We start from the raw sequence: 26,196 nt of genomic DNA on the forward strand, positions 1-26,196 counted from the left end.
CGAAAAGGGAATAGAAGAAAGGAGCATAAACATGAGTAATCATTACTATACAGAAAATCCTGATACGGCCCATGATTTTGAACAGTGGTCGTTTGAATTAAGAGGAAAGAAGTTTCATTTTGTGACAGATAGCGGGGTGTTTTCCCGAGACACGGTGGACTACGGCTCGCGGGTGCTGATCGATGCGTTTGAGTGGGCGGAGCTGCCAGAAGGAAGTCTGCTAGACGTTGGGTGTGGCTATGGTCCTGTTGGCTTATCGTTGGCTTATGCAAGTCAGCGACCTGTCGAGATGATCGATATCAATCAGCGGGCAGTGGATTTGGCAAAAGGCAATGCCCAGCGTAACGGCATTGAACAGGTAGATATCCATCAATCCAATATCTATGCCCAATTAAATCAACCTGCTTATGCGGCGATCCTCAGCAACCCACCGATTCGGGCAGGAAAAGAAGTCGTCCATGAGATTTTGACAGGGGCGTTTCCGCTACTAAAAACAGGGGGAACTTTAACGATCGTGATCCAAAAGAAACAAGGGGCGCCGAGTGCTCAAAAGAAAATGCAAGAGACCTTTGGCAATGCCGAAATCATCAAAAAAGACAAAGGCTATTACATCATTCAAAGCGTAAAAGAAGCGTAGCTGCTCTTTGATTCTCAGCAGATCAAAGGCATCGCCAAGGCAAGCGCTGGTTAGCAGCAACTGGACCAGTTGGTTTCTCAAAAAGCCTATTGCCAGCAGCCTTTCAGGCAATTGCAGCGTTGGTTAATCAGCTGTCTATATCATCGGGCTATTTTTGATCAACGAAAAAGAAAGTCGCACACTTGTTGAAAGTGTGCTATTTTTTTTGAGAAAAATTTGCTACACTTTAGGCAAGAGAGGAGAGAAGCAGATGAAATTGACGATTAAACAGATTGCTGAAATGGCTGGCGTCTCTGTCACGACCGTGTCGCAGATCCTAAACAATAAAGGCAGCCGTTTTAGTGAAGAAACCCGGAAGCGGGTCTTAGATATCGTAAATAAATATCACTATAAGCCGGATTTTTTTGCTTCGAATCTTATCAACCGCCATTCAAAAACGATCGGAATGATCGTGCCTGATGTGACGGATTTCTTTTTCTCTAAAGTCATTGAAGGGGCGGAAAGTTATTTCAATCCACTAGGTTACATGCTAGTGTTATGCAATTCGCGCCACAGCCAAGAAAAAGAGGTTCAATATTTGAATGAACTGTCTCATCGTTCGGTAGATGGTATCTTATTAGCGACGCCGCATTTACTGCCGGAGGATTATTCCTTGAAGAGCGGGTTCTTTGATGACCGACCAATTATTTTAGTCGATCGCGGGATCAATCAGCGGGACAATGGTCGTTTAATCGTGAAAGAATACGAAGGTGCCTACCAAGCCGTCAGTTATTTGATCAAAAACGGTCACCGCAACATTGCGATGCTCAAAGAAATCACCGGCTACTATCAATTAGAGGAACGGTTCAATGGCTATCGCCATGCCTTAAAGGACCATCAGATCCCTTTTAAAGGCCGATATGTAGAAAATGCTGAATTAACGGTTACCGGCGGGTACGAAGCAACGAAGGAATTATTGAAGTACAAAGAGATCACAGCGTTTTTCTGCGGCAACGACGCCATGGCGATCGGCTGTTATCAAGCGATTTATGAGGCTGGCAAAAAAGTACCAGAAGACTACTCGGTGATCGGCTTTGATGCCTTGAAATTATCGGAATATATCACACCACCGCTTACCACGGTCATGCAGCCGACCTTTGAAATCGGTTTTACCGCAGCGAAGTTTTTAGTGGACGCCATTGAGTTTCCGACACGGCGAATTCCAAATAAGATTTTTGATACAAAATTAATTATTCGTGAGAGCGTGAAGACATTGACAAGCGAGAAATAATGCGGTATATTTCTTCTTGTAAGTGTTTTCATAGTTTTGCGATATTTAGTAAACTGTTTTACTAAAGTGGTTTACCCTACGAAAAATTATTGTATAATGTTAAAGGAAGCGAGGGTCATTTCGATGCGAATGGTGGATTTAATTGAAAAGAAACGTGACGGCAAGTCATTGACGAAGGAAGAAATTGACTACATTGTAACTGCGTATACTGAAGGAAGTATTCCAGATTATCAAATGAGTGCCTTGTTGATGGCTATTTTTTATGTAGATATGACAGATGAAGAGATCACGAACTTAACGCTAGCAATGGCAAATTCTGGTGAAGTGATCGACCTATCCTCAATTGAAGGAATCAAAGTCGATAAGCATTCGACTGGTGGTGTTGGTGATACGACCACGTTGATCCTAGCGCCATTAGTGGCTAGTGTTGGCGTACCGGTTGCGAAAATGTCTGGCCGCGGCTTAGGCTATACCGGAGGGACGTTAGACAAGCTTGAAGCGATCCCTGGATTTAAAATCGAGCTTTCTGAAGCCGACTTTATCCGATTAGTCAACGAAAGTAAAGTGGCCGTGATCGGTCAATCAGGAGATTTAGCTCCTGCGGACAAAAAACTGTATGCCTTACGAGATGTGACGGCAACGGTTAGTTCGATCCCATTGATTGCCAGTTCGATCATGAGTAAAAAAATCGCGGCAGGTGCCGATGCGATCGTGTTAGATGTAACCACAGGCGATGGCGCCTTTATGAAAAACTTGGAGGATGCCAAACGCTTAGCCCAAACGATGGTCCGTATCGGAAAATTGGCAAATCGCCAAACGATGGCAGTCATTTCTGATATGTCACAACCTTTAGGGGAAGCGATCGGCAACAGTTTGGAAGTGGTGGAAGCCATTGAGACACTGCAAGGAAAAGGACCGAAAGACTTGGAAGAAATGTGCTATGCACTGGGCAGCCAAATGGTCGTTTTAGCGAAAAAAGCTGATTCATTGGAAGAAGCACGCCAACTGTTGGAAGAAGCCTTGCATTCAGGCAAAGCGTTAGAAAAATTCAGACAGATGATCACAGACCAAGGCGGAGACGCTTCAGTGATCGATGACCCGAGCAAGATTTTGACAGCGAAATATGAAGTGGAAGTCCCAGCGAAAACTAGCGGCTTGGTGACGAAATTAGTTGCCAATGAGCTAGGGATCGCGGCGATGATGTTAGGGGCAGGTCGTAAGACCAAAGACGAAGACATCGACCATGCCGTGGGCATCAAATTGCATAAGAAAGTTGGCGAATCCGTAAGCAAAGGGGAATCGCTATTGACGATCTATAGCAATACCGAAGCAATCGAGGATGTCAAAGCATTGATCGACCAAAATATTGAAATTGGGGAAGATGGCGCAGAACCGCCATTGATCCATGACATTATTACAGAATAAGGAGCGAATAAAAATGGAATTGAATCGCATGATCGACCACACGATTTTGAAAGCAGACGCAACGGAGGAAGATGTTTTACGAATCATCGAAGAGGCAAAAACCTATCACTTCTATTCTGTCTGCATCAATCCAACGTGGGTTTCATTAGCAGCAGAAAAATTACAAGGCGAACCAACGGCTGTTTGTACCGTGATCGGTTTTCCTTTAGGGGCAAACACATCTGAGGTCAAAGCTTATGAAACAACAGATGCGATCAAAAACGGCGCAGATGAAGTCGATATGGTAATCAACGTAGGTGCCTTGAAATCAAAACAATACAAAAAAGTTCAAGCAGACATCGAAGCAGTCGTTGAAGCAGCCAAAGACAAAGCGCTTGTCAAAGTAATCATTGAAACAGCGTTATTAGACAACGAAGAAATCGTCAAAGCCTGTGAATTAGCCAAAGCAGCTGGTGCAGATTTCGTGAAAACCTCAACTGGCTTTTCAACTGGTGGGGCAGTCGTTGAAGATGTTCGCTTGATGCGTGAAACAGTAGGACCAGAAATGGGTGTCAAAGCTTCTGGTGGTATCCACAACGAAGCAGAAGCTGCAGTTATGGTCGAAGCGGGGGCAAATCGCTTAGGAACAAGCGCAAGTGTTGCTATCGTGACTGGCTCAACAGGTGCTGGCTACTAAGCTTAGCATTATTAAGTAAAGTAGCAAAAAATAAAAACAAGAGCGGGGAAGACAATGACAACAGCGAAAAAAGAGTGGATCGACACCGCCGTTTCCGCCTTAGATAAAGCGTATGTGCCGTACTCTAAGTTTCCGGTCGGTGCTTGTCTCGTTGCCAAAAATGGTACGATATATCAAGGGATCAACATTGAAAATGCCTCATATGGCTTAACAAATTGCGCAGAACGAACCGCTTTTTTCAAAGCCGTTTCTGAAGGCGAAAAAGAGTTTCAACATTTGGTTGTGGCGGGTCATACGCCAGAACCGATCTCTCCTTGCGGTGCTTGCCGCCAGGTCATGGTGGAATTTTGTGCGCCAGATATGCCGGTGACCTTAGTCGGCGATGATGGTGTCATCAAAGAAACCACGGTAGAAGGCCTATTGCCTTATTACTTCACGAACAAAGATTTATAAACCATGTTCATTCAGTCGATGCGGCTGTTGAAAAAAACTATATTTTTAGGGGGCTTTACAGCAATGAAAAAAGCAAAATTATTTAGTTTAGGTATTGTTGCAGTAGCTGGGTTGACTTTACTTGGTGCTTGTGGCGGAGGAAATTCAGGTTCAACTGATTCAACTGGCGGAGGTTCTGCAGACGGTACGACTGATGCAGCGCATAGTGTCGCAATCGTTACCGATATCGGTGGGGTGGATGACCGTTCATTCAACCAATCAGCGTGGGAAGGCTTAGAAGCATGGGGTGAGGAACACGGGATCGCTCGCGGTGCTGGTGGTTATGACTACGTGCAATCAAATGAAGCTTCAGAATACACAACCAACGTAAATGGTGCCGTTCAAAATGGTTTCAAAACAGTTTTCGGTGTGGGTTACTTATTGAAAGATTCAATCGCAGCAGCAGCTGACCAAAACCCTGATACACAATTCGGAATCATCGATGATGTGATCGAAGGCAAAGACAACGTTGTTTCAGCAACATTTAAAGATAACGAAGCAGCTTACTTAGCTGGTTTTGCCGCAGCGTATACAACCAAAACAAACAAAGTCGGCTTCATCGGTGGTGAAGAAGGCGTCGTTATCGACCGTTTCGAAGCTGGTTTCATGAAGGGCGTTCAAGACGCAGCTGAAAAATTAGGCAAAGAAATCACGGTTGATCCTCAATATGCAGCATCATTTGGTGATCCTGCTAAAGGGAAAGCATTGGCAGCTTCAATGTACCAAAGTGGCGTTGACGTAATCTTCCACGCATCTGGTGGTACTGGTGCAGGTGTCTTCCAAGAAGCAAAAGCAATCAATGAACAATTGAACGAAGCAGACCTAGAAGACAAAAAAGTTTGGGTCATCGGTGTAGATAGCGATCAACAAGACGAAGGAAAATACACAACTGCTGACGGCAAAGAAGATAACTTCACACTGGCTTCAACATTGAAAGGTGTTGGCGCAGCGGTACAAGATATCTCAACTCGTGCGTTAGAAGATAACTTCCCTGGCGGCGAACACATTGTTTACGGCTTGAAAGATGGCGGTGTAGACATTACTGAAGGGTTCCTTTCAGATGATGCCAAAGCAGCGATCGAAACAGCGAAACAAGACGTGATCGACGGCAAAGTAGAAGTACCAGAAACACCTGAAAAATAAAGTGGTTCTTTTCGGTTATCTTGCCCTAGCCTAGGGCAAGATGATCGTTGTTGGATTACTATGTTGATGAAAGCTACGGGTTTTCATGAGGATAGTAATCATCCTAAGCAATAGCAATTATTTTTTTGACATGACGAATGGTTTGTATAAGCGAATTAGAAAGTAAGGATGTGAGTAATTTGGCTGAGGAAAAATATGTTGTAGAAATGCGTCATATCACCAAAGAGTTTGGAACGTTCAAAGCCAATGACGATGTCAACTTGCAAGTAAGGCCAGGAGAAATCCACGCATTGCTTGGTGAAAATGGAGCGGGCAAGTCGACCTTGATGAATATGTTGTCAGGATTATTGGAACCAACATCTGGTGAAATCTGGATGAATGGTGAAAAAGTGAATATCACGAGTCCGACCGCAGCAAACAAATTGGGGATCGGTATGGTGCATCAGCATTTCATGCTGGTAGACGCCTTTACTGTAACAGAAAATATCATTTTGGGAAGCGAACCCCATCATCTCGGTGTGTTAGATCGCAAGAAAGCCCGCAAAGAAATCAAAAAAGTTTCTGAACAATATGGTTTATCGGTTGATCCAGATGCCTATGTGCGTGACATCTCTGTCGGGATGGAACAACGGGTAGAGATCTTGAAAACTCTTTACCGCGGCGCAGATGTACTGATTTTTGATGAACCAACGGCAGTTTTGACACCGCAAGAAATCGAAGAGCTGATCGAGATCATGCGCGGATTGGTGCGTGAAGGGAAATCGATCATCTTGATCACCCACAAACTGGATGAGATCAAAGCGGTGGCAGACCGCTGTACAGTTATCCGTCGGGGGCAAGGGATCGGCACTGTCAATGTCAAAGACGTCAGCTCCCAACAGTTGGCCGATATGATGGTTGGTCGTTCTGTGTCCTTCAAGACACCGAAGAAAGAGGCGTCACCAAAAGAAGTCGTGCTTTCTGTTGAAAACTTAGTCGTAAAAGAAAACCGCGGCTTAGAAGCAGTCAAAAACTTAAGCTTAGAAGTACGTGCAGGTGAAGTATTGGGGATTGCTGGTATCGATGGCAATGGGCAATCAGAGCTGTTACAAGCCATCACTGGTTTACGGAAAGTCGAAAGTGGCAAGGTCTTGCTGAATGGCGATGACATCACCAACTTCAAGCCTCGGAAAGTCACCGAAGCCGGCGTTGGTCATGTGCCAGAAGACCGCCATAAATACGGGCTTGTCTTGGATATGATGTTATCAGAAAACATCGCCTTACAAACCTACTACAAAAAACCTTTGAGTAATGCAGGTGTCTTGGACTATGGAGAGATCAACGAGTTTGCTCGTGACTTGATTCAAGAATTTGACGTACGAACAGTCAATGAGATCGTACCGGCACGGGCATTGTCCGGCGGGAATCAACAAAAAGCGATTATCGCACGAGAAATCAGCCGCGATCCTGATCTATTGATCGTTGCCAATCCGACCCGTGGGTTGGATGTCGGAGCGATCGAATTTATCCACAAACGCTTGATTGAACAACGGGATAAGTTCAAAGCTGTTTTATTAGTCAGCTTTGAATTAGATGAAATTTTGAATGTATCAGACCGCATTGCTGTTATTCATGCTGGTGAGATCGTTGGGGTCGTTGATCCGAAAGAAACATCAGAGAAAGAGCTTGGCTTGTTGATGGCAGGGTACTCCTTGGAGGAAGCAAGACGAGAGCTGCAAATGGAGGAAGTAGGTGGTTCGGTTGAATAACCGCAAAGAAAAGATCCGCAATATATTAGTGCCGATCATCGCTGTCTTGTTGGGATTCGTCCTTGGCGGAATCATTATGGCGGCCTTCGGCTACAGCCCGATCACAGGGTATACACAAATGTTCCGGACCGTTTTTATCAACGGACAAACAGGTGGGTTAAATGCCCGCAACATTGGTGAGATTTTTGTTACAGCAGGACCATTGATCTTTACCGCTCTTGGATTTGCCATTGCAAACTCAGCGGGATTCTTCAATATCGGTCTTTCTGGTCAAGCGCTAGCAGGTTGGGTTGCCAGTATCTGGGTCGCACTAGCGATGCCGGATGCGCCTCGGTTGGTGGTCTTGCCATTAGCCGTGATCGTAGGGGCTTTATGCGGGGCGATCGCAGCTGCGATTCCTGGGTTCCTACGGGCATTCTTTGGTACGAGTGAAGTCATCGTGACGATCATGATGAACTATATCTTGCTTTATACGGGGAACCATTTAGTCAATAATGTGATGAGCGAATCCATGATCACGACAAAAGGGGTCACGAAAATGGTGGGGGAAAATGCCTCCATGCAGACCCCGTTTCTAGCAAGTATCACGAGCAACTCTCGCTTGAACTTGGGGATCTTCTTAGCCTTGATCTTCTTAGTTTTGGTTTGGTTCTTGATGAAAAAAACCACTCTTGGTTATGAGATCCGCGCGGTGGGCTTGAACCCAAGCGCTTCTGAATATGCTGGGATGAGTAGCAAACAGACGATCATTATCTCCATGATCATCTCTGGAACACTTGCCGGATTAGGTGGAGTCGTTCAAGGACTAGGAACGTTTGAAAACTTCTTCGTTCAAGGGTCATCATTAAGCATCGGGTTTGACGGTATGGCTGTATCCTTGTTAGGAAGCGGCTCATCGATCGGAATCTTGCTTTCAGCCCTCTTGTTCAGTATTTTGAAATTAGGTGGACAAGGCATGCAGTTTGCAGGTATTCCATCTGAATTAGTTGATGTTAATATCGCAATTATTATTTTCTTCGTAGCGATCAGTTTTGTGATTCGTTTCTTGTTGGCAAAAATCTTTGACGGCAAAAAAGAAGCGCTGGTCGTACAGGAGATTGAAGCCCAACCAAACGATCAAGATCAGGAAGGAGGAACCATCTAATGGATATTAGTTTAATTTCTTCGATCGTCACTCAAACATTGATTTATGCGTCTCCTCTGATTTTGACGGCGCTAGGTGGCGTGTTCTCAGAGCGAAGCGGGATCGTTAACGTGGGTCTTGAAGGAATCATGGTTATGGGTGCTTTTAGCTCGATTGTTTTCAATATTGAATTTGCGTCACAATTTGGTGCGTGGACACCGTGGTTAGGGATGCTCGTCGGCGGACTTGTCGGTGTGGTTTTCTCCTTGCTGCATGCGGTGGCAACCATCAACTTCCGTGCAGACCACATCATCAGTGGTACGGTGATGAACTTGATGGCACCAGCTTTGGCCGTGTTCTTAGTTAAAGCGATCTACAACAAAGGGCAAACCGATAACATCCAACGGACATTGGGGTATTTCAATTTCCCGATTCTTAAAGATATTCCTATCATTGGCCCGATTTTCTTTAATCAAACGTTCTTACCGGCGTACTTCGCTATTTTGATCTCAGTGATCGCGTGGTTCGTGATTTTCAAAACACGCTTTGGGTTGCGTCTTCGTTCTGTCGGTGAGCATCCTCAAGCAGCTGATACCTTAGGGATCAATGTTTACGTGATGCGTTACTCAGGCGTCTTGATCTCTGGATTCCTTGGTGGGATGGGCGGTGCCTTGTTTGCTCAATCGATCGCGGGTCGCTTTGCTGTGACAACAATCGCCGGTCAAGGGTTTATCTCGATGGCTGCGATGATCTTTGGTAAATGGAATCCACTTGGTGCGATGGGCGCAGCGATTTTCTTCGGTTTCGCGCAAAACATCAGTATCGTAGGTGGCCAGCTGCCAATCATCTCTTCCATTCCAGCAGTTTACTTACAAGCTGCGCCTTATGCCTTGACGATCATCGTGCTCGTTCTTTTCCTTGGAAAAGCTGCTGGTCCGAAAGCTAACGGGAAGAACTACATTAAATCTAAATAATTTTTTCAGTATGAAAGGGTGGGGCTATGGGACATGAATGTGTTGCTGTGTCCTGCCCTTTTTCTATCCTCTGGGTGAAAGGAAAGCGTCAGGAAATTTCCAAAGCAACCCAGCGCAATTTTTGCTTAAGTTTAGTATGATAGAGGTAGTAGATCCGCTTGTAAAAGCATAAAATAAAGAAAGTAGGGAATAGAATGTTTAAACGTGTACACTTGATCGTGATGGATTCAGTCGGAATTGGTGAAGCACCTGATGCGGCAGCTTTTGGTGATGTCGGTTCAGATACATTAGGCCATATTGCAAAAGAAGCAGGCTTAACGATCCCTCACTTGGAACAATTAGGCCTAGGGACGATTCGTCCTTTAGAAGGCGTAAAGGCGGTAGCTGACCATGATGGGTATGCAACCAAATTGGAAGAAGTTTCTGTTGGGAAAGATACGATGACGGGTCACTGGGAGATCATGGGCTTGAATATCCAAAAGCCTTTCCGCGTATTTCCAGATGGGTTTCCCGATGAATTATTGCAACAGATCGAAGCGTTCTCTGGACGCAAAATCGTCTGCAATGCGCCGTATTCTGGGACAGCAGTCATTGATGACTTTGGCGAACATCAAATGAAGACCGGGGATCTGATCGTTTACACTTCGGCTGACCCAGTGTTGCAGATCGCCGCTCATGAGGAAATCATTCCATTAGAAGAATTGTATCGTATTTGTCAGTACGTTCGGGATATCACGAAAGATGAGCCGTATATGATCGGCCGCATCATCGCGCGTCCTTACGTCGGTGAGCCTGGAAACTTTACTCGTACGAGCAATCGTCATGACTACGCACTCGATCCATTTGGCCATACAGTGTTAGATTCATTGAAAGAAGCTGGAAAAGACGTGATCGCCGTTGGGAAAATCAATGATATCTTCAACGGGCAAGGAATCACCGATTCTGTACGGACGAAGAGCAATATGGACGGTGTGGATCAATTATTGAAGGTGATGAAACAAGACTTTACGGGTCTAAGCTTTACGAACTTAGTCGACTTCGATGCGCTTTATGGTCACCGTCGCGATGTCGTAGGGTATGCCCACGCCATTGAAGATTTTGATTTGCGTATTCCAGAACTCTTAGAAGCAATGGGAGACGAGGATCTGCTGTTGATCACAGCTGACCACGGCAATGACCCAACCTTTACGGGAACGGATCACACGAGAGAATATGTGCCATTACTAGCGTACAGCAAGAAATTACAAGGCCAAGGAAAATTGCCACAAGGCTACTATGCGGATATTTCCGCAACGATCGCTGAAAACTTTGGTGTTTCAGCTACAGAAAACGGAACTAGCTTTTTAAAACATTTAAACTAGAGGTGATGAAATGACAACGTTACATGAGAAATTACAAGAAACAACGGCATTTATCAAAGGAAGCGGCGTCGGTGAAGTGGAATTTGGCTTGATTTTAGGTTCTGGCTTAGGGGAATTAGCCGATGAGATCGAAAATCCAATCGTGTTGCCTTATAACGATATCCCGCATTTTCCTGTTTCGACAGTGGTCGGTCATGCTGGACAATTGGTCTATGGAACATTAGCTGGGAAAAAAGTCTTAGCGATGCAAGGACGATTCCATTATTATGAAGGCCATTCGATGCAGACGGTCACTTACCCCGTCCGTGTGATGGCGGCATTGAAAGCTCATTCCTTAGTCGTGACCAATGCCTGTGGCGGTGTGAACGAAAGCTTCCAGCCTGGAGACTTGATGTTGATCACCGATCAAATCAACTTTATGGGGGACAACCCACTGATTGGTGAAAACGAAGAAGAAATGGGTCCACGTTTCCCAGATATGAGCCAAGCTTACCATTTGCCTTATCGGGAAGCGGCACAAAAAGTTGGCGCATCAAAAGGATTGCACTTAAAAGAAGGCGTCTATATGGGCTTCTCAGGTCCTACGTATGAAACGCCAGCAGAGATCCGCTTTGCTCGGACGATCGGTGCCGATGCTGTCGGTATGTCGACTGTCCCAGAAGTGATCGTTGCTGTTCACAGTGGCTTGAAAGTCTTAGGTGTTTCTTGCATCACAAACCTGGCTGCTGGTATGCAAGCGAGCTTGAATCACGAAGAAGTCGTGGAAACGACGGAACGGGTCAAGGCAGAATTTAAAGCGTTGATCAAAGAAACGTTAGCAGTACTATAAAAAGCAGACCAAAGGAGAAAAACGAATGAGCGTTCATATCGAAGCAAAAGCAGGCGAGATCGCAGACAAAATCTTGTTACCAGGTGATCCACTGCGGGCAAAATATATTGCTGAAACATTTTTAGAAGACCCGATCTGTTACAACAATGTTCGGGGAATGTTGGGCTATACAGGCGTTTATAAGGGCGAGCGGGTCTCTGTCCAAGGAACCGGCATGGGCATGCCTTCAGCGAGCATCTATGCCCATGAATTGATCAACTCTTACGGCGTGAAGAAATTGATTCGGGTCGGTACGTGTGGTGCCATCTCAAAAGATGTCCATGTGCGTGATCTTGTGATTGCCCAAGCGGCAGCAACAAGTTCCTCGATGGTGGCAAAAAACTTCCAAAGTTTCCATTTCCCACCAATCGCTGACTTTGCACTGCTGCGTAAAGCCTATGATACAGCGATTGAATCAGGATTTACGACCCACGTCGGCAACATCTTATCTGAAGATACCTTCTACAAAGATGACATGACGGAAACGTTACAGTTGGCAGACCTTGGAGTGATGGGTGTTGAGATGGAAGCCGCAGCCTTATACTATTTAGGGGCGAAATTCCACGTTCAAACCTTAGCGATCTGTACCGTCAGCGACCACATCATCACTGGAGAAGAAACAACGCCAGAAGAAAGACAAACGACGTTTAACGACATGATCAAAGTTGGCTTAGAAACAGCGATCGCGTAAAAAAGATACCACAGGATCGGTGCATGAACGATGCGAGGGCTGCTTGCTTTTGAGAGAGCAAGCAGCCAAATCGTATTGGTTTGCATGCAACCGAGAATGTGTTATCTTTTTTTGTTGGCAAAAAGCCACGAAGAAGCGTTGCACTTTTGCCAGAAAATGGTTTAATGAAAAGAAAAGGTGTAAAAAGGAGACGAGACAATGAATAATTTTACGTTTCATGTAACGACGGACATTCGTTTTGGGAAAGACCGTCTGAACGAATTGCCAGAAGTACTGAATACATTTGGAAAAAACGTCTTGCTAGTCTATGGTGGCGGCAGTATCAAGAAAAACGGCTTGTACGATGCAGTCATGGCGCAATTGACTGCCAACGGCAATCAAGTCACTGAATTGACTGGTGTCGATCCAAATCCACGAATCGAAACCGTTCGTCAAGGAGCCGCTCTTTGTCGTTCAGAAAAGATCGACGTCATTTTAGCTGTTGGCGGCGGTTCTGTAATTGATTGCAGCAAAGTGATTGCTGGGGCGGCTTGCAGTGAGCAAGAGCCTTGGGACTTAGTACTTTCCAGAAGCTATCAAGGACCAGCGATTCCATTAGTAACGATCTTGACCCTTGCGGCTACCGGCAGTGAAATGAATCGCGGCGCAGTGATCTCTAATCTAGAAACGAAACAAAAACTTGGCGTTCACGGACCCGAATTTTTACCGAAAGTATCCTTTTTAGATCCAACAACGACCTTTAGTGTCAGTCGTTATCAAACGGCTGCCGGTTCAGCGGATATCATGAGCCATCTGATTGAAAATTATTTCAGTAAAACAGAAGGAACAGATGTCCAAGACGGTGTAGCAGAAGGATTGCTAAAAGCAGTCATTAAAAATCTGCCCATCGCATTAAAGGATCCCTCGGACTATGACGCACGGGCGAATTTGATGTGGGCGAGCACCTTAGCCTTAAATGGTTTGACTGGAAGCGGCAAGGGTGGTGCATGGTCTTGTCATGCGATGGAGCATGAGTTGAGTGCGTTTTATGACATTACCCATGGCATCGGCTTAGCGATCCTGACCCCACGCTGGATGCTTCATGTATTGAATGAAGAAACGGCGCCGAAATTTGCGCGTTTTGCCAGAGAAGTCTTTGGTGTCCAAGAAGCAGTGCCAGAATTAGCTGCCCGAATGGGGATTCAAAAACTGTATGACTTTTTTGCTTCTTGCGATATTCCGATGACTTTGCCAGAAGTGGGAATCGCCGATGACACTCATTTTGCTGAAATGGCGGCTCAAGCAGTTCAATTCAGCTCTATTGCAACAAATGCGTATGTACCGCTACAAGAAGAAGACGTGATCGCAATCTACCAAGATTCCTTGACTCCTTCAACCTATCTTTAATCATTAAAAAGACCGTTCCTGCGACTTGGTTGTCGCGGAGCGGTCTGTTTATTTACCCTTCAGAAGAAAAAGCCAAACGGGCCATTAGCTGATTCGCAATCAAGGCGTGTCCTGCAGGAGTAGGGTGCACACCGTCATCGCCTGTCAGTGCCTGTGGGGAGCTAGCGACGGATGCTTCGGCAAACAAGCCATCCAGCGGCAGCAGTTGACAATGAAAGGCGGCAGCTAAGCGACGAACGATTTGGATTTTCGGATCAAGATCGATCCGCCAGGTTTGGCGATCTTCAGGATATGGCAATACAAAAGGTTCCAGCAAGAAAATACGCGTGATCCCCTGTTGGGTCACTTGTTCCAGAATTTGACGGTAGGTTGCCTCAAAGGACGTTGCCGCAGCTTCTGAACCAAAATCGGGACCACCGGCATTGTGCCACGTGTCGTTGATCCCAATCATAAAGACCAAGACGTCAGGCGCTAATTGGAGGCAATCTTCTTGGAGACGGGCTAAGACATTGGCAGCTTTATTGCCGCCGATCCCGCGGTTATAAAAGGTAAAGCCCGCAGTGGGGAATTTCTCTGCCAGCTGATCGGCAACGAGACGGGCAAACCCATGTCCTAAATCGTGGGGGTCTTGGCGATCACGATCGCAATCTGTGATGCTGTCACCTAAAAATAAAACGGTATCATTTTTGACTAGTTTCATAATAAGCTCCTTTCGAGTATGCCCTCAATTATAAAAGAGGGGGGAGAAAATGCCAATAAAAAAACTGCCCTTTGGTTAAAAAGGGCAGCGATAAGCGAGGCTTATAAGTAGTATTTTTTCGCAACAGTCAAATCATCGTTCAATTCATAAACAAGTGGTTGACCAGTTGGGATCTCAAGATCCATGATATCTTCGTCAGAAATACCTTCGATATGTTTTGCTAATGCACGTAGAGAGTTTCCGTGAGCCGCAACTAAGACAGTTTTGTCGTCTTTTAATGCTGGGGCGATTTCATCTTGCCAGAAAGGCAATGCACGTTCTAAAGTAACTTTTAAGTTTTCTCCACCAGGTACGTCGCGAGGGTCAAGCATTGCATAACGACGGTCGTTTGCAGCAGAACCTTCATCTGAAGCTTCCATCAATGGAGGTAAAACATCGTAAGAACGACGCCAGATGTGTACTTGTTCGTCACCGTATTTTTCAGCAGTTTCTTTTTTATTTAAACCTTGTAATTTACCGTAATGACGTTCGTTTAAGCGCCATGATTTGATCGTTGGTACCCAAAGTTGATCAGAATATTCTAAAATGTAATTACAAGTTTTGATGGCACGAGTTAAAACAGATGTGTAAGCAACGTCAAATTCGATGCCTGCTTCTTTGATTTTACGTCCGCCTTCGATTGCTTCTTCGACACCTTCTGGCGCTAGATCAACATCAGCCCAACCGGTAAACTGGTTTAATTTGTTCCATTCGCTTAGTCCATGACGAGAAAATACTAATTTTGGCATGTAAAACTCTCCTTTAGATATTCGATATTTTTCTGAAATTTTCAATTCCGTATTTATTGTACACTCTTTCTCAAAGAATTTCCATGGTTTTGGAGGAAAAGCTGGGGGAAAACGCCATTCTTAAGGAAAAACAAAAGGGGATCATTAAAAAGAGGACCGCTTTTGTTTCATGCTGTTCTAGGGGGAGTCGACAACTATGAACGTAACTTGTTCCATTCTTCTTCGGATAATTTTATGTATTTATAGCATGTACCTACAGAAACACCGCATTTTTCAGAAATATATTGAATCGTTTCTTTTTTTTCGTAGTACAATTGACGGATTTTTTTAATCGTTTTTGGATCGATTTTTGGACGACCGCCAATTTTGCCTTTTTTGCGGGCTTTATTTAAGCCGACCAGCGTGCGCTCTTTGATGAGTGAGCGTTCCATGATCGCAAGTCCTTCCATTAAATTGAAGTAAACCTGTCCCATCGGACCGCGGGTATCGATTTGTTCTGCCAGTGAAACCAGATGAAGCTCTCGCTGTTTTAATAGATCAGTGAGATCGGTCAGCTGTCTGGTCGTTTTCCCTAAACGATGCAGTTCCGTAACGACTAAGGTGTCGCCGGGCTGCATTTGTGCCACCACTGACTCCAATGAATGATTTTCTTCACTTTCTTCCACGCTAAATGTCTCATGGAAAAATTCATGACACCCAAATTCTTCGAGCTTGTTTAATTGTTCACTTGTTGAGTTGTCGGTGATCGTTGAACGAGCATAGCCTATGATTTTCATAAACCCTCCTACCTTTCCCTTTTTATTGAATGTATCATAATTATTTCTTAAATGATAGGGTAATTTGCACAAAAAATAATAAAAATTAAGTCGATTGAAGAAAAATAACGAAAAAAAGAGAAGCATTTTTGCTTCTCCTTTTTTGTTTCCTTTATCTAACGTGCTTGGTACTCGGTCCTTCAGGCAATCCGACAATGATCGTATGAACCATATCCAAAAACAGACCGTGTTCAACCACGCCCACTGTAGCATCTAATTCCTGTGCCAACTCAGTAGGAGCGGTGATCGTTTCTAGATGAAGATCGATGATGTAATTGCTGCAATCGGTTTTTAAAGGTTCGCCTTCTTCATTCAGACGCAGTTTTGGATGGTAGTTTTTCTTCTCGAACAGACGCAACAGCTGTTGGCTGCCATAAGGGATCACTTCCACTGGCAACGGGAAGGCACCAAGTGTTTCGACCATTTTCGATTCATCAACGATCCACAAAACTTTTTTGGAGTTAGACGCCACGATTTTTTCGAATAAAAGGGCTGCACCGCCGCCTTTGATGCCATGATAATCCTTGCTGATCTCATCTGCACCGTCGATCGTTAGATCCACAGCGTCCACTTCATCGATGGTGCGAATCGGGATACCTAATCCTTCTGCTTGTTTTTTCGATGCCCAAGAAGTTGGGACACCAGTGATCGATAGACCTTCTTCTTTTACACGTCGACCCAGTTCTTCAATCATGTAGTAGGCTGTTGAGCCAGTGCCCAAGCCAACGACCATGCCATCTTTTACATAACTAGCCGCTTCAATGCCGACCATTTCTTTTAGGTTCATTTTCTTCCCGCCTTTTTTAAATAAATGCTTTGTCTCTATTATATAGGAAGAAGCGCAAAATTTGCGGATTTTTTCGTAACAGATTTCTTTTGAAAAAAGCTTGGGAGGATACTTGACAGGTAAGAATAAGCATGATATTCTATCAAAGGTGCTTTATCTACAGGTCTCTCGTTGGAGACGTGCTGACTGTCTATCAAAGCATAGTTGATATGAATGCAGAGAATGCATTATTTTTTATCGCAAAAAAAGAACCACCTGGATGTGTGGGACTATAAAGCGAATCAAGGAAGGAGGACAACTAGGGATGCCTACAATTAATCAATTAGTACGTAAACCTCGTAAATCCAAGGTTGAAAAATCAAATTCACCAGCATTGAACAAAGGATATAACAGTTTCAAGAAAGCTCAAACGAATGTTAACTCACCTCAAAAGCGTGGGGTAGCTACTCGTGTGGGAACTATGACACCGAAAAAACCGAACTCAGCTCTACGTAAATATGCGCGTGTTCGTTTGTCAAACTTGATTGAAGTGACAGCTTATATTCCAGGTATCGGACACAACTTACAAGAACACAGCGTGGTCTTGTTACGTGGTGGACGTGTAAAAGACTTACCAGGGGTACGTTACCATATCGTTCGTGGTGCATTGGATACTGCCGGTGTTAACGATCGTAAACAATCTCGTTCTAAATATGGTACAAAACGTCCTAAAGCTTAATCTTTAAGACAAACAGATCAAATGAATCTTATTTAAATCAGAACTGATATCTCGGAAGGAGGAGTTACGGATGCCTCGTAAAGGTCCTGTTGCAAAACGTGATGTTTTACCAGATCCTATTTATAACTCAAAATTAGTAACTCGTTTGATCAACCGTGTAATGGTTGATGGTAAACGCGGTGTTGCTGCAAATATTATCTACAATGCTTTTGGCATTATCAAAGAATCTACAGGAAATGATCCATTGGAAGTTTTCGAACAAGCAATGAAAAACATTATGCCTGTATTGGAAGTTAAAGCTCGCCGTGTCGGTGGTTCTAACTACCAAGTACCAGTAGAAGTACGTCCTGAACGTCGTACAACTCTAGGTCTTCGTTGGGTGGTAAACTACGCTCGTTTGCGTGGCGAACACACAATGGAAGAACGTCTTGCAAAAGAAATCATGGATGCAGCAAACAACACTGGTGCTTCTGTGAAAAAACGCGAAGACACACACAAAATGGCGGAAGCCAACCGCGCATTTGCTCACTATCGTTGGTAAGATCCTCACTGCTTTTTATTGGAAGGTACTGAGACAACCTTAGCTTAAGTTAAGTAAGAATGAGAGGGGAACAACCTAGAATGGCAAGAGAATTTTCGCTAGAAAAAACTCGTAATATCGGGATCATGGCCCACGTTGACGCTGGTAAAACAACGACAACTGAACGTATCCTTTATTACACAGGTAAAATCCATAAAATTGGTGAAACACATGAAGGTGCTTCTCAAATGGACTGGATGGAACAAGAACAAGAACGTGGGATCACAATCACTTCTGCTGCGACAACTGCGCAATGGAAAGAAAACCGCGTAAATATCATCGACACACCAGGACACGTGGACTTCACAATCGAAGTGCAACGTTCATTGCGTGTACTTGATGGTGCTGTAACTGTGTTGGACTCACAATCAGGTGTAGAACCTCAAACAGAAACAGTTTGGCGTCAAGCGACAGATTACCGCGTACCACGTGTTGTATTCTGTAACAAAATGGACAAAATTGGTGCAGACTTCTTATACTCTGTATCAACTTTACATGATCGTTTACAAGCAAATGCTCACCCAATCCAATTACCAATTGGTGCGGAAGATGACTTTACTGGTATTATCGACTTAGTAAAAATGAAAGCTGAAATCTACACAAATGACTTAGGAACTGAAATCCAAGAGACTGAAATTCCTGAAGAATATGTAGAATTAGCTGAAGAATGGCGCGAAAAATTAATCGAAGCTGTTGCTGATACTGATGAAGAACTAATGATGAAATTCTTGGAAGGTGAAGAAATCACTGAAGAAGAATTGAAAGCTGGTATTCGTCAAGCAACATTGACTGTTGACTTTTTCCCTGTTCTTTGTGGATCTGCCTTTAAAAACAAAGGGGTTCAATTGATGTTGGATGCAGTCATCGACTACTTGCCTTCACCACTTGATGTTCCTGCGATTAAAGGGATCAATCCTAAAACAGACGAAGAAACTGATCGTCCGGCTGACGATGAAGCACCATTTGCTTCATTAGCGTTTAAAGTAATGACTGACCCATTCGTAGGTCGTTTGACATTCTTCCGTGTGTATTCAGGTATCTTGAACTCTGGATCATACGTATTGAATGCTTCAAAAGGCAAACGCGAACGTATCGGTCGTATCCTACAAATGCACGCCAACACACGTGCTGAAATCCAAACAGTATACTCAGGCGATATCGCCGCTGCTGTTGGTTTGAAAGACACAACAACTGGGGATACACTATGTGATGAAAAATCACCAGTAATCCTTGAATCAATCGAATTCCCAGAACCAGTTATCGAAGTCGCTGTTGAGCCTAAATCAAAAGCTGACCAAGATAAAATGGGGGTTGCTTTACAAAAACTTGCTGAAGAAGATCCATCATTCCGTGTGGAAACAAACGCTGAAACAGGCGAAACTGTTATCGCTGGTATGGGAGAACTTCACTTGGACGTCTTAGTTGACCGTATGCGTCGCGAATTTAAAGTTGAAGCAAACGTAGGTGCGCCTCAAGTTTCTTATCGTGAAACATTCCGTGCAGCAACACAAGCGGAAGGTAAATTTGTACGTCAGTCTGGTGGTAAAGGTCAATACGGTCACGTATGGGTCGAATTTACACCAAACGAAGAAGGTAAAGGCTTCGAATTCGAAAACGCGATTGTCGGTGGTGTGGTTCCTCGTGAATACATCCCAGCAGTTGAAAAAGGACTTGAAGACTCAATGGCGAACGGTGTCTTAGCCGGTTACCCATTAGTAGACATCAAAGCAAAACTTTATGATGGTTCATACCATGATGTCGATTCAAGTGAAACTGCCTTCCGTGTTGCAGCTTCTATGGCTTTACGTGCTGCAGCGAAGAAAGCAAACCCAGTAATTCTTGAACCAATGATGAAAGTAGTTATCACTGTACCAGAAGATTACTTAGGTGATGTTATGGGTCACGTAACTGCTCGTCGTGGACGCGTAGAAGGAATGGAAGCACACGGTAACTCACAAATCGTGAACGCAATCGTGCCATTAGCTGAAATGTTCGGTTACGCAACAACACTTCGTTCATCAACACAAGGTCGCGGTACGTTCATGATGACATTTGATCACTATGAAGATGTACCTAAATCTGTTCAAGAAGAAATCATCAAGAAAAACGGCGGCAAAGCTGAATAATTGATGGAAGTATAGGAAATTAAGTAAAAAGCTATATTTTTTTCTGAGTTTCGTGTACAATATTATCGATGATAAGGGATGGGGAGCTGCGGCTCCCTACCTATCAAATATAAAAAATAAACTGCATTTTTAGGAGGAACATTTTAAAATGGCAAAAGAAAAATTTGACCGTTCTAAACCCCACGTAAACATTGGTACGATCGGACACGTTGACCATGGTAAAACTACACTTACAGCTGCTATCACAACTGTATTATCTAAAAAAGGTTTGGCTCAAGCTTCAGCTTACGACCAAATCGATGGCGCTCCAGAAGAACGCGAACGCGGAATCACTATCTCAACTGCTCACGTTGAGTACGAAACTGAAGCACGTCACTATGCTCACGTTGACTGCCCAGGACACGCGGACTACGTTAAAAACATGATCACTGGTGCTGCTCAAATGGACGGCGCGATCTTAGTAGTATCTGCTGCTGATGGTCCTATGCCTCAAACACGTGAACACATCTTGTTATCACGTAACGTTGGTGTACCATACATCGTTGTTTTCTTAAACAAAATGGATATGGTTGATGACGAAGAATTACTAGAATTAGTTGAAATGGAAGTTCGTGACTTATTGTCAGAATATGACTTCCCAGGCGACGATGTTCCTGTAATCGCTGGTTCTGCTTTGAAAGCTCTTGAAGGCGATGCTTCATACGAAGAAAAAATCATGGAATTAATGGCTGCAGTTGACGAATACGTTCCAACTCCAGAACGTGACACTGACAAACCATTCATGATGCCAGTCGAAGACGTATTCTCAATCACTGGACGTGGTACTGTTGCTACAGGCCGTGTTGAACGTGGACAAGTTCGCGTTGGTGACGAAGTTGAAATCGTTGGTATTGCTGAAGAAACTGCTAAAACAACTGTAACTGGTGTTGAAATGTTCCGTAAATTGTTAGACTATGCTGAAGCAGGGGATAACATTGGTGCATTGCTACGTGGGGTTGCTCGTGAAGACATCCAACGTGGACAAGTATTAGCTAAAGCTGGTACAATCACACCTCATACAAAATTTAAAGCTGAAGTTTACGTTTTAACAAAAGAAGAAGGTGGACGTCACACTCCATTCTTCACTAACTACCGTCCTCAGTTCTACTTCCGTACAACTGACGTAACTGGTGTTGTTGAATTACCAGAAGGAACTGAAATGGTTATGCCTGGTGATAACGTAACAATCGACGTTGAATTGATCCACCCAATCGCTATCGAAGACGGAACTCGTTTCTCAATTCGTGAAGGCGGACGTACTGTTGGTTCAGGCGTTGTAACTTCAATCCAAGCTTAATTTGATTGATCGAAGAGCAAAAGCGTACGCGCTTTTGCTCTTTTTTTTTGACTCGTAGAACCAAAAAAGAGCCGCCATCTCTAGCGTTGACGAATCCACTGCGGTTCATCGAAGCTAAAGAGAGCGGTGCTTTTTATTTTATTAGTTTTTGCTTCTTCAAGAAGGCGTCAAATCCTTGGTCAGGGCGATTGCTGTAAAACCCAGCAAATTTTTCTGACCATGGTTTGGTCTCGCGAGCTTCTCCAAAATCAGTCATTGTTTGATCGTAGGCTTCGATTGCCTCATAAGAATAGTCCTGATAATGGTTGTAATGAATGACCGCTTCTTCTGGCAAGCGAGGCTTGACCTTCATTTCTACGATTGGTTTACCGATGCTCAAGCCAGCCACAGGGTAGACATATTCCGGTAAGTGCAACAATTCAGCGATTTTGGCGCTGTCTTTGCGGACACTGCCGGAAATGACGGTACCTAAGCCCAGCGATTCAGCAGCGATCGCACCAGATTGTAAAGCAATGCTGGCATCAGTGGTGGCGATCAATAATGGCTGATAGCCCTCATCGATTGGATAGGGGGTCTGTTTTTTCTCAGCAACTTTTTTGGTTCGGTTTAAATCTGCGAGAAACAGCAGAAAGAGCGAACTTGCTGCGATATGAGGATTGCCGGGATTCCATTCGACCATTTGTTGGCGGATCTGCGGGTCGTCGATCACCAGGATCGAATAGGCTTGCCCATTCATCCAGCTTGGTGCTTGACGAGCGGCAGTCAAAATCGCGGTTACTTGTTCTTGGCTCAAGCGGTAGTCAGGGTCAAATTGTCGGTAAGTGCGATGATTGTGCAAAAGCTCAATGGTTTCGTTCATAGGTTTGCTCCTTTAACTGTTGGGTGATTTTTGTGAATCGTTCTTGAAATCGTGGTAAATCATCTTTGGCTAAACGGGTATAGTTCAAACGCAAGCCATTCGTATCGTTACTGAAAAGGAAAGCAGGTGCTACTAAGCAATCGTTCGTCAAAAAGCGCGACCAATCTTTGCGGGTCAACGTGCGGTGACGCCAAGTCAACCACAGGTAAAGACCACCTTTCGTCGGCTGGCATTGCCAATCCTCCTGAAATGCCTGCAAGAGTTGGAGTAGGTTTTGCTGGCGCTGGGCCATTTCTGCAAGCAGAGTCCGCTGCTGTTGGTGGTAATCAGAGGAGCGTAAGGCGATGTTGGCAAGGACTTGCGGGAAGATCGTGGTATCAATCGCCATCCGTTTTTTCGCTTGGGCAAATTGGTCGGCTAACGCTTCTGGCACCAAAAGCCAGCCGATTTTGATTGATGACCCAAGTAATTTTGAAAGCGAGCCTAAATAAATGACGGTTTCGGGAGCCATGGATTTTAGCTTGGGCGGTACTTCATCAAAAGCCAACTCGCTAAAAACATCATCCTCAATGATCGGTACTTGGTAGGTCTGGCAAAGGCGGATGATCGCTTGGCGCCGATGCTCGCTCATGGTGTGGCCAGTTGGGTTTTGGAAGGTGGGGTTCAGATAGACGAATTTGATCTTCTTTTCCTTCAACACTTTTTCCAATGCGGCGGGTCGCATCCCTTCGCTATCTTGTTTGATCCCAATCAACTGGACATTCATCGTGGAAAACAAGGGGAGAGAGAACAAGAAAGAAGGGTCCTCTGTCGCGATACAATCCCCCGTCTGCAATAAGACTTGCATCAGCAAAGTGATTCCTTGCGTCGAACCGGCAGTAATTACTAGTTTTTGACCGCTGGTGGGCAAATTGAAGGAATCAGCAAGGTGCTGCAATAAGATTTCTTGCAAAGGCTCATAACCAGTCGGTAATACTTTGGTGCTTTCTTTGCGGATCTCTTCCCATGTAAAGGCGGGAAACGTGAAGTCGGGAATCAGATCGGCAGGTAGATCACCTGTGTACAGATCCAGCACATCCTTCTCGGTGCGCAAGTGCTGAATCTGTTGAACGTAAGGGTCTTGCTGCAAGTAAGGGCTGCTTAAAGACGAGCGCAAATAAGAAAGCGGTGTTTGGCGGTTCCCCCAACGACCTTCCAATACGTGAGAGCCGCTGCCTTGTTTTCGTTCGATCCATCCTAAGCTCTTCAATTCATCTAACGCTTTGACGACGGTGGAACGGTTGACGTCAAAAGTCTGAGCAAGGCTGCGCTCTGGTGGTAAACGATCCCCAGGCCCATAGGTTCCCGCTTGGATCTCTTCGATAAAATGGGTCACGATCTGCTGGTAAATCGGTTGGTTCTTTTGTTTGTCGATACTTGATGAAGCCATCCTGCACCACCTTTTTTCAATTGGATGGTTTAAAAATAAGCCAAATGGCTCTTTTCGTCAAGGGGAAGATTGACTATACTTAGCAAAAAGCACAAGGAGATGAGGAAGATGGAAAAAGTAATATCAATTGCCGGGTCTGATTCAACCGGAGGTGCCGGTATCGAAGCGGATTTAAAAACGTTTCAGGAGTATGGTGTCTTTGGTTTTGCCACGATTGCTTCGATCGTCACGATGGATCCACAAGCGGGTTGGAGCCATGAAGTAACAGCAATGGAACCAGCGCTTGTTGAAAAGCAATTGATCTCCGCCTTTGCAGGTGATCCGATGGATGCCCTTAAAACGGGGATGTTAGGCAATGAAGACAATATTGTGCAAGCAGCGAAGATGATTCAACAACAGCAAGTCAAAAATGTGGTGATCGATCCCGTCATTGCTTGCAAAGGGACCGCAGAAATCTTACAGCCAAAAAGTGTCGATGCCATCATCACGCATTTGTTGCCTTTAGCAGATGTTGTCACCCCTAATTTAGTAGAAGCGGGGATTCTTTCAGGTTTGGGTGATTTGACGAGTGTGGAAGCCATGAAGCAAGCTGCTGAAAAAATCCATCAATTAGGTGCTAAATACGTCGTGATCAAAGGCGGTCATCGCTTGCCAGGAGCAAAAGCCATCGACCTTGTTTATGATGGAGAATCCTTCCTCCTGTTGGAAAGTGACAAAATCGCTACCGATTTTAATCACGGAGCAGGCTGCACCTTTTCAGCAGCGATCGCTGCTGGTCTTGCAAAAGGCAAACCCGTCGTGGAAAGTATTCGCTTAGCAAAAGCCTTTGTCACAGCAGCAATCAAAGAAGGCGTGGTCATCAATCCCTATGTGGGCCATGTGTGGCATGGTGCCTATACCCACGCCCAAGGACGTATGAATGAGGAAGCGCCGCAATAGCAGGTTTGCTTCTATATAAATAGGAATTGAAGAAGCGCTTAAAAGAAGCGGGCAACGCTTCTTTTTTTGTGTTTCGAAAACAAAAGAAAATTTTCTGAAAGAAATGCAAAAGAATCCCGGTTTTTCCATAAAAAAAGCTTGCAATCAATGTTTATCCGTAATATAATCATAAAGGTGCTGTTTACGTAAATACGTAAGTCACACTGGCAGCAAAGAAATTTTCTGCCGGCTACGAAACGAGAGGTTGCGACACGCCCGGACGCTTTGCCATGGACGAGCGTGACGGAAAATTTTCGTGGAGCTATGTCTACTTTTCAAAATAGGCGAAGGAGGGAAAACAATGGCAAAACAAAAAATTCGTATCCGTTTAAAAGCGTATGAACATCGTATTTTAGATCAATCAGCGGATAAAATCGTAGAAACTGCAAAGAGAACTGGAGCTGGCGTATCTGGTCCAATTCCATTACCAACTGAACGCAGCTTGTACACGATCATCCGTGCGACGCACAAATACAAAGATTCACGCGAACAATTCGAAATGCGTACACACAAACGTCTAATCGACATTGTGAATCCAACACCAAAAACTGTTGATGCTTTAATGAAGCTAGACTTGCCAAGCGGTGTTAATATCGAAATCAAACTATAATAATTAAGATGGAGGTGTAATCATGACCAAAGGAATCTTAGGGAAAAAAGTGGGAATGACTCAAATCTTCACTGAATCTGGCGAATTGATTCCAGTAACTGTAGTAGAAGCTACACCAAACGTAGTGCTACAAGTGAAAACAATCGAAAATGACGGCTACGAAGCAATTCAAGTCGGCTACCAAGATATGCGTGAAGTTTTGTCTAACAAACCTGCGAAAGGTCATGTTGCAAAAGCAAACACGGCTCCTAAGCGCTTCATTCGCGAATTCAAGAATGTAGAGCTAGAGGGCTTAGAAGTAGGATCAGAAATCAAAGTTGATATTTTTGAAGCAGGAGACATCATCGATGTAACCGGCACTTCGAAAGGTAAAGGATTCCAAGGCGTTATCAAACGTCACGGACAAAGCCGCGGACCAATGGCTCACGGTTCTCGTTACCACCGTCGTCCTGGATCAATGGGTCCAGTTGCACCTAACCGTGTATTTAAAAACAAACGTCTTGCTGGACGTATGGGCGGAAATCGCATCACGATCCAAAACTTGGAAATCGTACGCGTAGACGCAGAACGCAACGTTATCTTGATCAAAGGTAATGTACCTGGCGCGAAAAAATCATTGATTACAATCAAATCAGCTGTGAAAGCTAAATAAGTAGATAGGAAGAAAGGAGGAACT

At 44.5% G+C, this 26,196-nt stretch carries 26 protein-coding genes; 20 read left to right on the top strand and 6 right to left on the bottom strand.

The genetic code is table 11. From position 1 onward, the window contains the following. Positions 1 to 31 precede the first annotated feature (31 nt). From IGJ42_RS01145 to IGJ42_RS01205, 13 genes are all read left to right on the top strand, one after another. Positions 32 to 637, top strand: coding sequence for a class I SAM-dependent methyltransferase (locus IGJ42_RS01145; RefSeq protein WP_016611508.1), 606 nt, complete (start codon positions 32 to 34; stop codon positions 635 to 637). Between the two features lie 250 nt (positions 638 to 887). Further along, positions 888 to 1,907 (top strand): LacI family DNA-binding transcriptional regulator, encoded by a 1,020-nt coding sequence (locus tag IGJ42_RS01150; protein ID WP_005226832.1) that lies wholly within the window; start codon positions 888 to 890, stop codon positions 1,905 to 1,907. A gap of 123 nt (positions 1,908 to 2,030) precedes the next feature. After that, positions 2,031 to 3,332 carry a pyrimidine-nucleoside phosphorylase gene (locus IGJ42_RS01155; protein ID WP_429946960.1) on the top strand — a complete coding sequence of 434 codons (1,302 nt, stop codon included), beginning with the start codon at positions 2,031 to 2,033 and terminating at the stop codon, positions 3,330 to 3,332. Between the two features lie 13 nt (positions 3,333 to 3,345). Next, entirely contained in the window at positions 3,346 to 4,008 is a 663-nt protein-coding gene (gene deoC, locus IGJ42_RS01160; RefSeq protein WP_429946962.1) for a deoxyribose-phosphate aldolase, read from the top strand. 54 nt (positions 4,009 to 4,062) lie between these two features. Next, positions 4,063 to 4,461 carry a cytidine deaminase gene (locus IGJ42_RS01165; RefSeq protein ID WP_008376409.1) on the top strand — a complete coding sequence of 133 codons (399 nt, stop codon included), beginning with the start codon at positions 4,063 to 4,065 and terminating at the stop codon, positions 4,459 to 4,461. Between the two features lie 63 nt (positions 4,462 to 4,524). Next, positions 4,525 to 5,643 carry a BMP family lipoprotein gene (locus IGJ42_RS01170; protein WP_015508805.1) on the top strand — a complete coding sequence of 373 codons (1,119 nt, stop codon included), beginning with the start codon at positions 4,525 to 4,527 and terminating at the stop codon, positions 5,641 to 5,643. A gap of 137 nt (positions 5,644 to 5,780) precedes the next feature. Further along, the gene (locus IGJ42_RS01175) at positions 5,781 to 7,391 is read left to right on the top strand and encodes an ABC transporter ATP-binding protein (protein ID WP_005232559.1); all 1,611 of its coding nucleotides are present in this window, start codon (positions 5,781 to 5,783) and stop codon (positions 7,389 to 7,391) included. Beyond that, the gene (locus IGJ42_RS01180) at positions 7,384 to 8,535 is read left to right on the top strand and encodes an ABC transporter permease (RefSeq protein WP_429947046.1); all 1,152 of its coding nucleotides are present in this window, start codon (positions 7,384 to 7,386) and stop codon (positions 8,533 to 8,535) included. The genes IGJ42_RS01175 and IGJ42_RS01180 overlap by 8 nt, the downstream gene beginning before the upstream one ends. Further along, complete coding sequence (locus IGJ42_RS01185) at positions 8,535 to 9,488, top strand: ABC transporter permease (RefSeq protein ID WP_005232556.1); 954 nt, start codon at positions 8,535 to 8,537, stop codon at positions 9,486 to 9,488. The genes IGJ42_RS01180 and IGJ42_RS01185 overlap by 1 nt, the downstream gene beginning before the upstream one ends. 194 nt (positions 9,489 to 9,682) lie before the next feature. Continuing rightward, complete coding sequence (deoB, locus tag IGJ42_RS01190) at positions 9,683 to 10,849, top strand: phosphopentomutase (protein ID WP_429946963.1); 1,167 nt, start codon at positions 9,683 to 9,685, stop codon at positions 10,847 to 10,849. Positions 10,850 to 10,859: 10 nt separating this feature from the next. Then, positions 10,860 to 11,678 carry a purine-nucleoside phosphorylase gene (locus tag IGJ42_RS01195; RefSeq protein ID WP_008376402.1) on the top strand — a complete coding sequence of 273 codons (819 nt, stop codon included), beginning with the start codon at positions 10,860 to 10,862 and terminating at the stop codon, positions 11,676 to 11,678. 25 nt (positions 11,679 to 11,703) lie between these two features. Next, entirely contained in the window at positions 11,704 to 12,408 is a 705-nt protein-coding gene (gene deoD / locus IGJ42_RS01200) for a purine-nucleoside phosphorylase (protein WP_005226852.1), read from the top strand. Between the two features lie 198 nt (positions 12,409 to 12,606). Further along, a complete protein-coding gene (locus IGJ42_RS01205) occupies positions 12,607 to 13,794 on the top strand; it encodes an iron-containing alcohol dehydrogenase (protein WP_005232552.1) in 1,188 nt (395 codons plus the stop codon). Between the two features lie 52 nt (positions 13,795 to 13,846). Here IGJ42_RS01205 and IGJ42_RS01210 read toward each other — a convergent pair whose 3' ends face one another. The 4 genes from IGJ42_RS01210 to rpiA all read right to left on the bottom strand — a co-directional run bounded on the left by IGJ42_RS01210 (position 13,847) and on the right by rpiA (position 16,884). After that, positions 13,847 to 14,494 (bottom strand): SGNH/GDSL hydrolase family protein, encoded by a 648-nt coding sequence (locus IGJ42_RS01210; RefSeq protein ID WP_429946964.1) that lies wholly within the window; start codon positions 14,492 to 14,494, stop codon positions 13,847 to 13,849. A gap of 101 nt (positions 14,495 to 14,595) precedes the next feature. Then, positions 14,596 to 15,282: a 2,3-diphosphoglycerate-dependent phosphoglycerate mutase gene (gene gpmA / locus IGJ42_RS01215; protein ID WP_005226871.1), complete on the bottom strand. Its 687-nt coding sequence runs from the start codon at positions 15,280 to 15,282 to the stop codon at positions 14,596 to 14,598. 194 nt (positions 15,283 to 15,476) lie between these two features. Continuing rightward, positions 15,477 to 16,058 carry a recombinase family protein gene (locus IGJ42_RS01220; RefSeq protein WP_005226873.1) on the bottom strand — a complete coding sequence of 194 codons (582 nt, stop codon included), beginning with the start codon at positions 16,056 to 16,058 and terminating at the stop codon, positions 15,477 to 15,479. Between the two features lie 151 nt (positions 16,059 to 16,209). Continuing rightward, the gene (rpiA, locus tag IGJ42_RS01225; RefSeq protein WP_005226875.1) at positions 16,210 to 16,884 is read right to left on the bottom strand and encodes a ribose-5-phosphate isomerase RpiA; all 675 of its coding nucleotides are present in this window, start codon (positions 16,882 to 16,884) and stop codon (positions 16,210 to 16,212) included. Positions 16,885 to 17,188: 304 nt separating this feature from the next. On the opposite strand from rpiA, the gene rpsL reads away from it, so the two are divergent. The 4 genes from rpsL (at position 17,189) to tuf (ending at position 21,644) form a co-directional block, all read left to right on the top strand. Further along, entirely contained in the window at positions 17,189 to 17,602 is a 414-nt protein-coding gene (gene rpsL, locus IGJ42_RS01230) for a 30S ribosomal protein S12 (protein ID WP_003127956.1), read from the top strand. A gap of 70 nt (positions 17,603 to 17,672) precedes the next feature. Further along, positions 17,673 to 18,143 (top strand): 30S ribosomal protein S7, encoded by a 471-nt coding sequence (gene rpsG / locus IGJ42_RS01235; RefSeq protein WP_003127957.1) that lies wholly within the window; start codon positions 17,673 to 17,675, stop codon positions 18,141 to 18,143. An 80-nt stretch (positions 18,144 to 18,223) separates the two neighbouring features. Continuing rightward, on the top strand, positions 18,224 to 20,308 hold the full coding sequence (gene fusA / locus IGJ42_RS01240) for an elongation factor G (protein WP_005226900.1): 2,085 nt from the start codon (positions 18,224 to 18,226) through the stop codon (positions 20,306 to 20,308). 148 nt (positions 20,309 to 20,456) lie between these two features. Then, entirely contained in the window at positions 20,457 to 21,644 is a 1,188-nt protein-coding gene (gene tuf, locus IGJ42_RS01245) for an elongation factor Tu (RefSeq protein ID WP_005226902.1), read from the top strand. Between the two features lie 133 nt (positions 21,645 to 21,777). On the opposite strand, the gene IGJ42_RS01250 is transcribed toward tuf, so the two are convergent. Then, on the bottom strand, positions 21,778 to 22,503 hold the full coding sequence (locus tag IGJ42_RS01250; RefSeq protein ID WP_061053631.1) for a nitroreductase family protein: 726 nt from the start codon (positions 22,501 to 22,503) through the stop codon (positions 21,778 to 21,780). Further along, positions 22,487 to 23,932 (bottom strand): PLP-dependent aminotransferase family protein, encoded by a 1,446-nt coding sequence (locus IGJ42_RS01255; RefSeq protein WP_429961042.1) that lies wholly within the window; start codon positions 23,930 to 23,932, stop codon positions 22,487 to 22,489. Before IGJ42_RS01255 ends, IGJ42_RS01250 begins: the two co-directional genes overlap by 17 nt. Before the next feature lie 108 nt (positions 23,933 to 24,040). Between IGJ42_RS01255 and thiD the strand changes: the two genes are divergently transcribed. From thiD to rplC, 3 genes are all read left to right on the top strand, one after another. Next, positions 24,041 to 24,871 carry a bifunctional hydroxymethylpyrimidine kinase/phosphomethylpyrimidine kinase gene (gene thiD, locus IGJ42_RS01260; protein ID WP_086372535.1) on the top strand — a complete coding sequence of 277 codons (831 nt, stop codon included), beginning with the start codon at positions 24,041 to 24,043 and terminating at the stop codon, positions 24,869 to 24,871. A gap of 340 nt (positions 24,872 to 25,211) precedes the next feature. Beyond that, complete coding sequence (gene rpsJ / locus IGJ42_RS01265) at positions 25,212 to 25,520, top strand: 30S ribosomal protein S10 (RefSeq protein ID WP_003127966.1); 309 nt, start codon at positions 25,212 to 25,214, stop codon at positions 25,518 to 25,520. Positions 25,521 to 25,542: 22 nt separating this feature from the next. Beyond that, entirely contained in the window at positions 25,543 to 26,172 is a 630-nt protein-coding gene (rplC, locus tag IGJ42_RS01270; protein ID WP_003127967.1) for a 50S ribosomal protein L3, read from the top strand. Positions 26,173 to 26,196 lie beyond the last annotated feature (24 nt).

Source organism: Enterococcus sp. DIV1067f, from assembly GCF_050543505.1.
Lineage (GTDB): Bacteria > Bacillota > Bacilli > Lactobacillales > Enterococcaceae > Enterococcus_D > Enterococcus_D entomosocium.

Coding starts and splice junctions, on each gene's coding strand:
- gpmA (WP_005226871.1), bottom strand. CDS start 15,282: ATGCCAAAATTAGTATTTTCTCGTCATGGACTAAGCGAATGGAACAAA.
- rpsL (WP_003127956.1), top strand. CDS start 17,189: ATGCCTACAATTAATCAATTAGTACGTAAACCTCGTAAATCCAAGGTT.
- IGJ42_RS01205 (WP_005232552.1), top strand. CDS start 12,607: ATGAATAATTTTACGTTTCATGTAACGACGGACATTCGTTTTGGGAAA.
- IGJ42_RS01185 (WP_005232556.1), top strand. CDS start 8,535: ATGGATATTAGTTTAATTTCTTCGATCGTCACTCAAACATTGATTTAT.
- IGJ42_RS01210 (WP_429946964.1), bottom strand. CDS start 14,494: ATGAAACTAGTCAAAAATGATACCGTTTTATTTTTAGGTGACAGCATC.
- IGJ42_RS01165 (WP_008376409.1), top strand. CDS start 4,063: ATGACAACAGCGAAAAAAGAGTGGATCGACACCGCCGTTTCCGCCTTA.
- deoC (WP_429946962.1), top strand. CDS start 3,346: ATGGAATTGAATCGCATGATCGACCACACGATTTTGAAAGCAGACGCA.
- IGJ42_RS01155 (WP_429946960.1), top strand. CDS start 2,031: ATGCGAATGGTGGATTTAATTGAAAAGAAACGTGACGGCAAGTCATTG.
- IGJ42_RS01250 (WP_061053631.1), bottom strand. CDS start 22,503: ATGAACGAAACCATTGAGCTTTTGCACAATCATCGCACTTACCGACAA.
- deoB (WP_429946963.1), top strand. CDS start 9,683: ATGTTTAAACGTGTACACTTGATCGTGATGGATTCAGTCGGAATTGGT.
- IGJ42_RS01150 (WP_005226832.1), top strand. CDS start 888: ATGAAATTGACGATTAAACAGATTGCTGAAATGGCTGGCGTCTCTGTC.
- IGJ42_RS01195 (WP_008376402.1), top strand. CDS start 10,860: ATGACAACGTTACATGAGAAATTACAAGAAACAACGGCATTTATCAAA.
- IGJ42_RS01170 (WP_015508805.1), top strand. CDS start 4,525: ATGAAAAAAGCAAAATTATTTAGTTTAGGTATTGTTGCAGTAGCTGGG.
- IGJ42_RS01145 (WP_016611508.1), top strand. CDS start 32: ATGAGTAATCATTACTATACAGAAAATCCTGATACGGCCCATGATTTT.
- IGJ42_RS01255 (WP_429961042.1), bottom strand. CDS start 23,932: ATGGCTTCATCAAGTATCGACAAACAAAAGAACCAACCGATTTACCAG.
- fusA (WP_005226900.1), top strand. CDS start 18,224: ATGGCAAGAGAATTTTCGCTAGAAAAAACTCGTAATATCGGGATCATG.
- rpsJ (WP_003127966.1), top strand. CDS start 25,212: ATGGCAAAACAAAAAATTCGTATCCGTTTAAAAGCGTATGAACATCGT.
- thiD (WP_086372535.1), top strand. CDS start 24,041: ATGGAAAAAGTAATATCAATTGCCGGGTCTGATTCAACCGGAGGTGCC.
- deoD (WP_005226852.1), top strand. CDS start 11,704: ATGAGCGTTCATATCGAAGCAAAAGCAGGCGAGATCGCAGACAAAATC.
- tuf (WP_005226902.1), top strand. CDS start 20,457: ATGGCAAAAGAAAAATTTGACCGTTCTAAACCCCACGTAAACATTGGT.
- rpsG (WP_003127957.1), top strand. CDS start 17,673: ATGCCTCGTAAAGGTCCTGTTGCAAAACGTGATGTTTTACCAGATCCT.
- IGJ42_RS01175 (WP_005232559.1), top strand. CDS start 5,781: ATGGTTTGTATAAGCGAATTAGAAAGTAAGGATGTGAGTAATTTGGCT.
- IGJ42_RS01220 (WP_005226873.1), bottom strand. CDS start 16,058: ATGAAAATCATAGGCTATGCTCGTTCAACGATCACCGACAACTCAACA.
- rplC (WP_003127967.1), top strand. CDS start 25,543: ATGACCAAAGGAATCTTAGGGAAAAAAGTGGGAATGACTCAAATCTTC.
- rpiA (WP_005226875.1), bottom strand. CDS start 16,884: ATGAACCTAAAAGAAATGGTCGGCATTGAAGCGGCTAGTTATGTAAAA.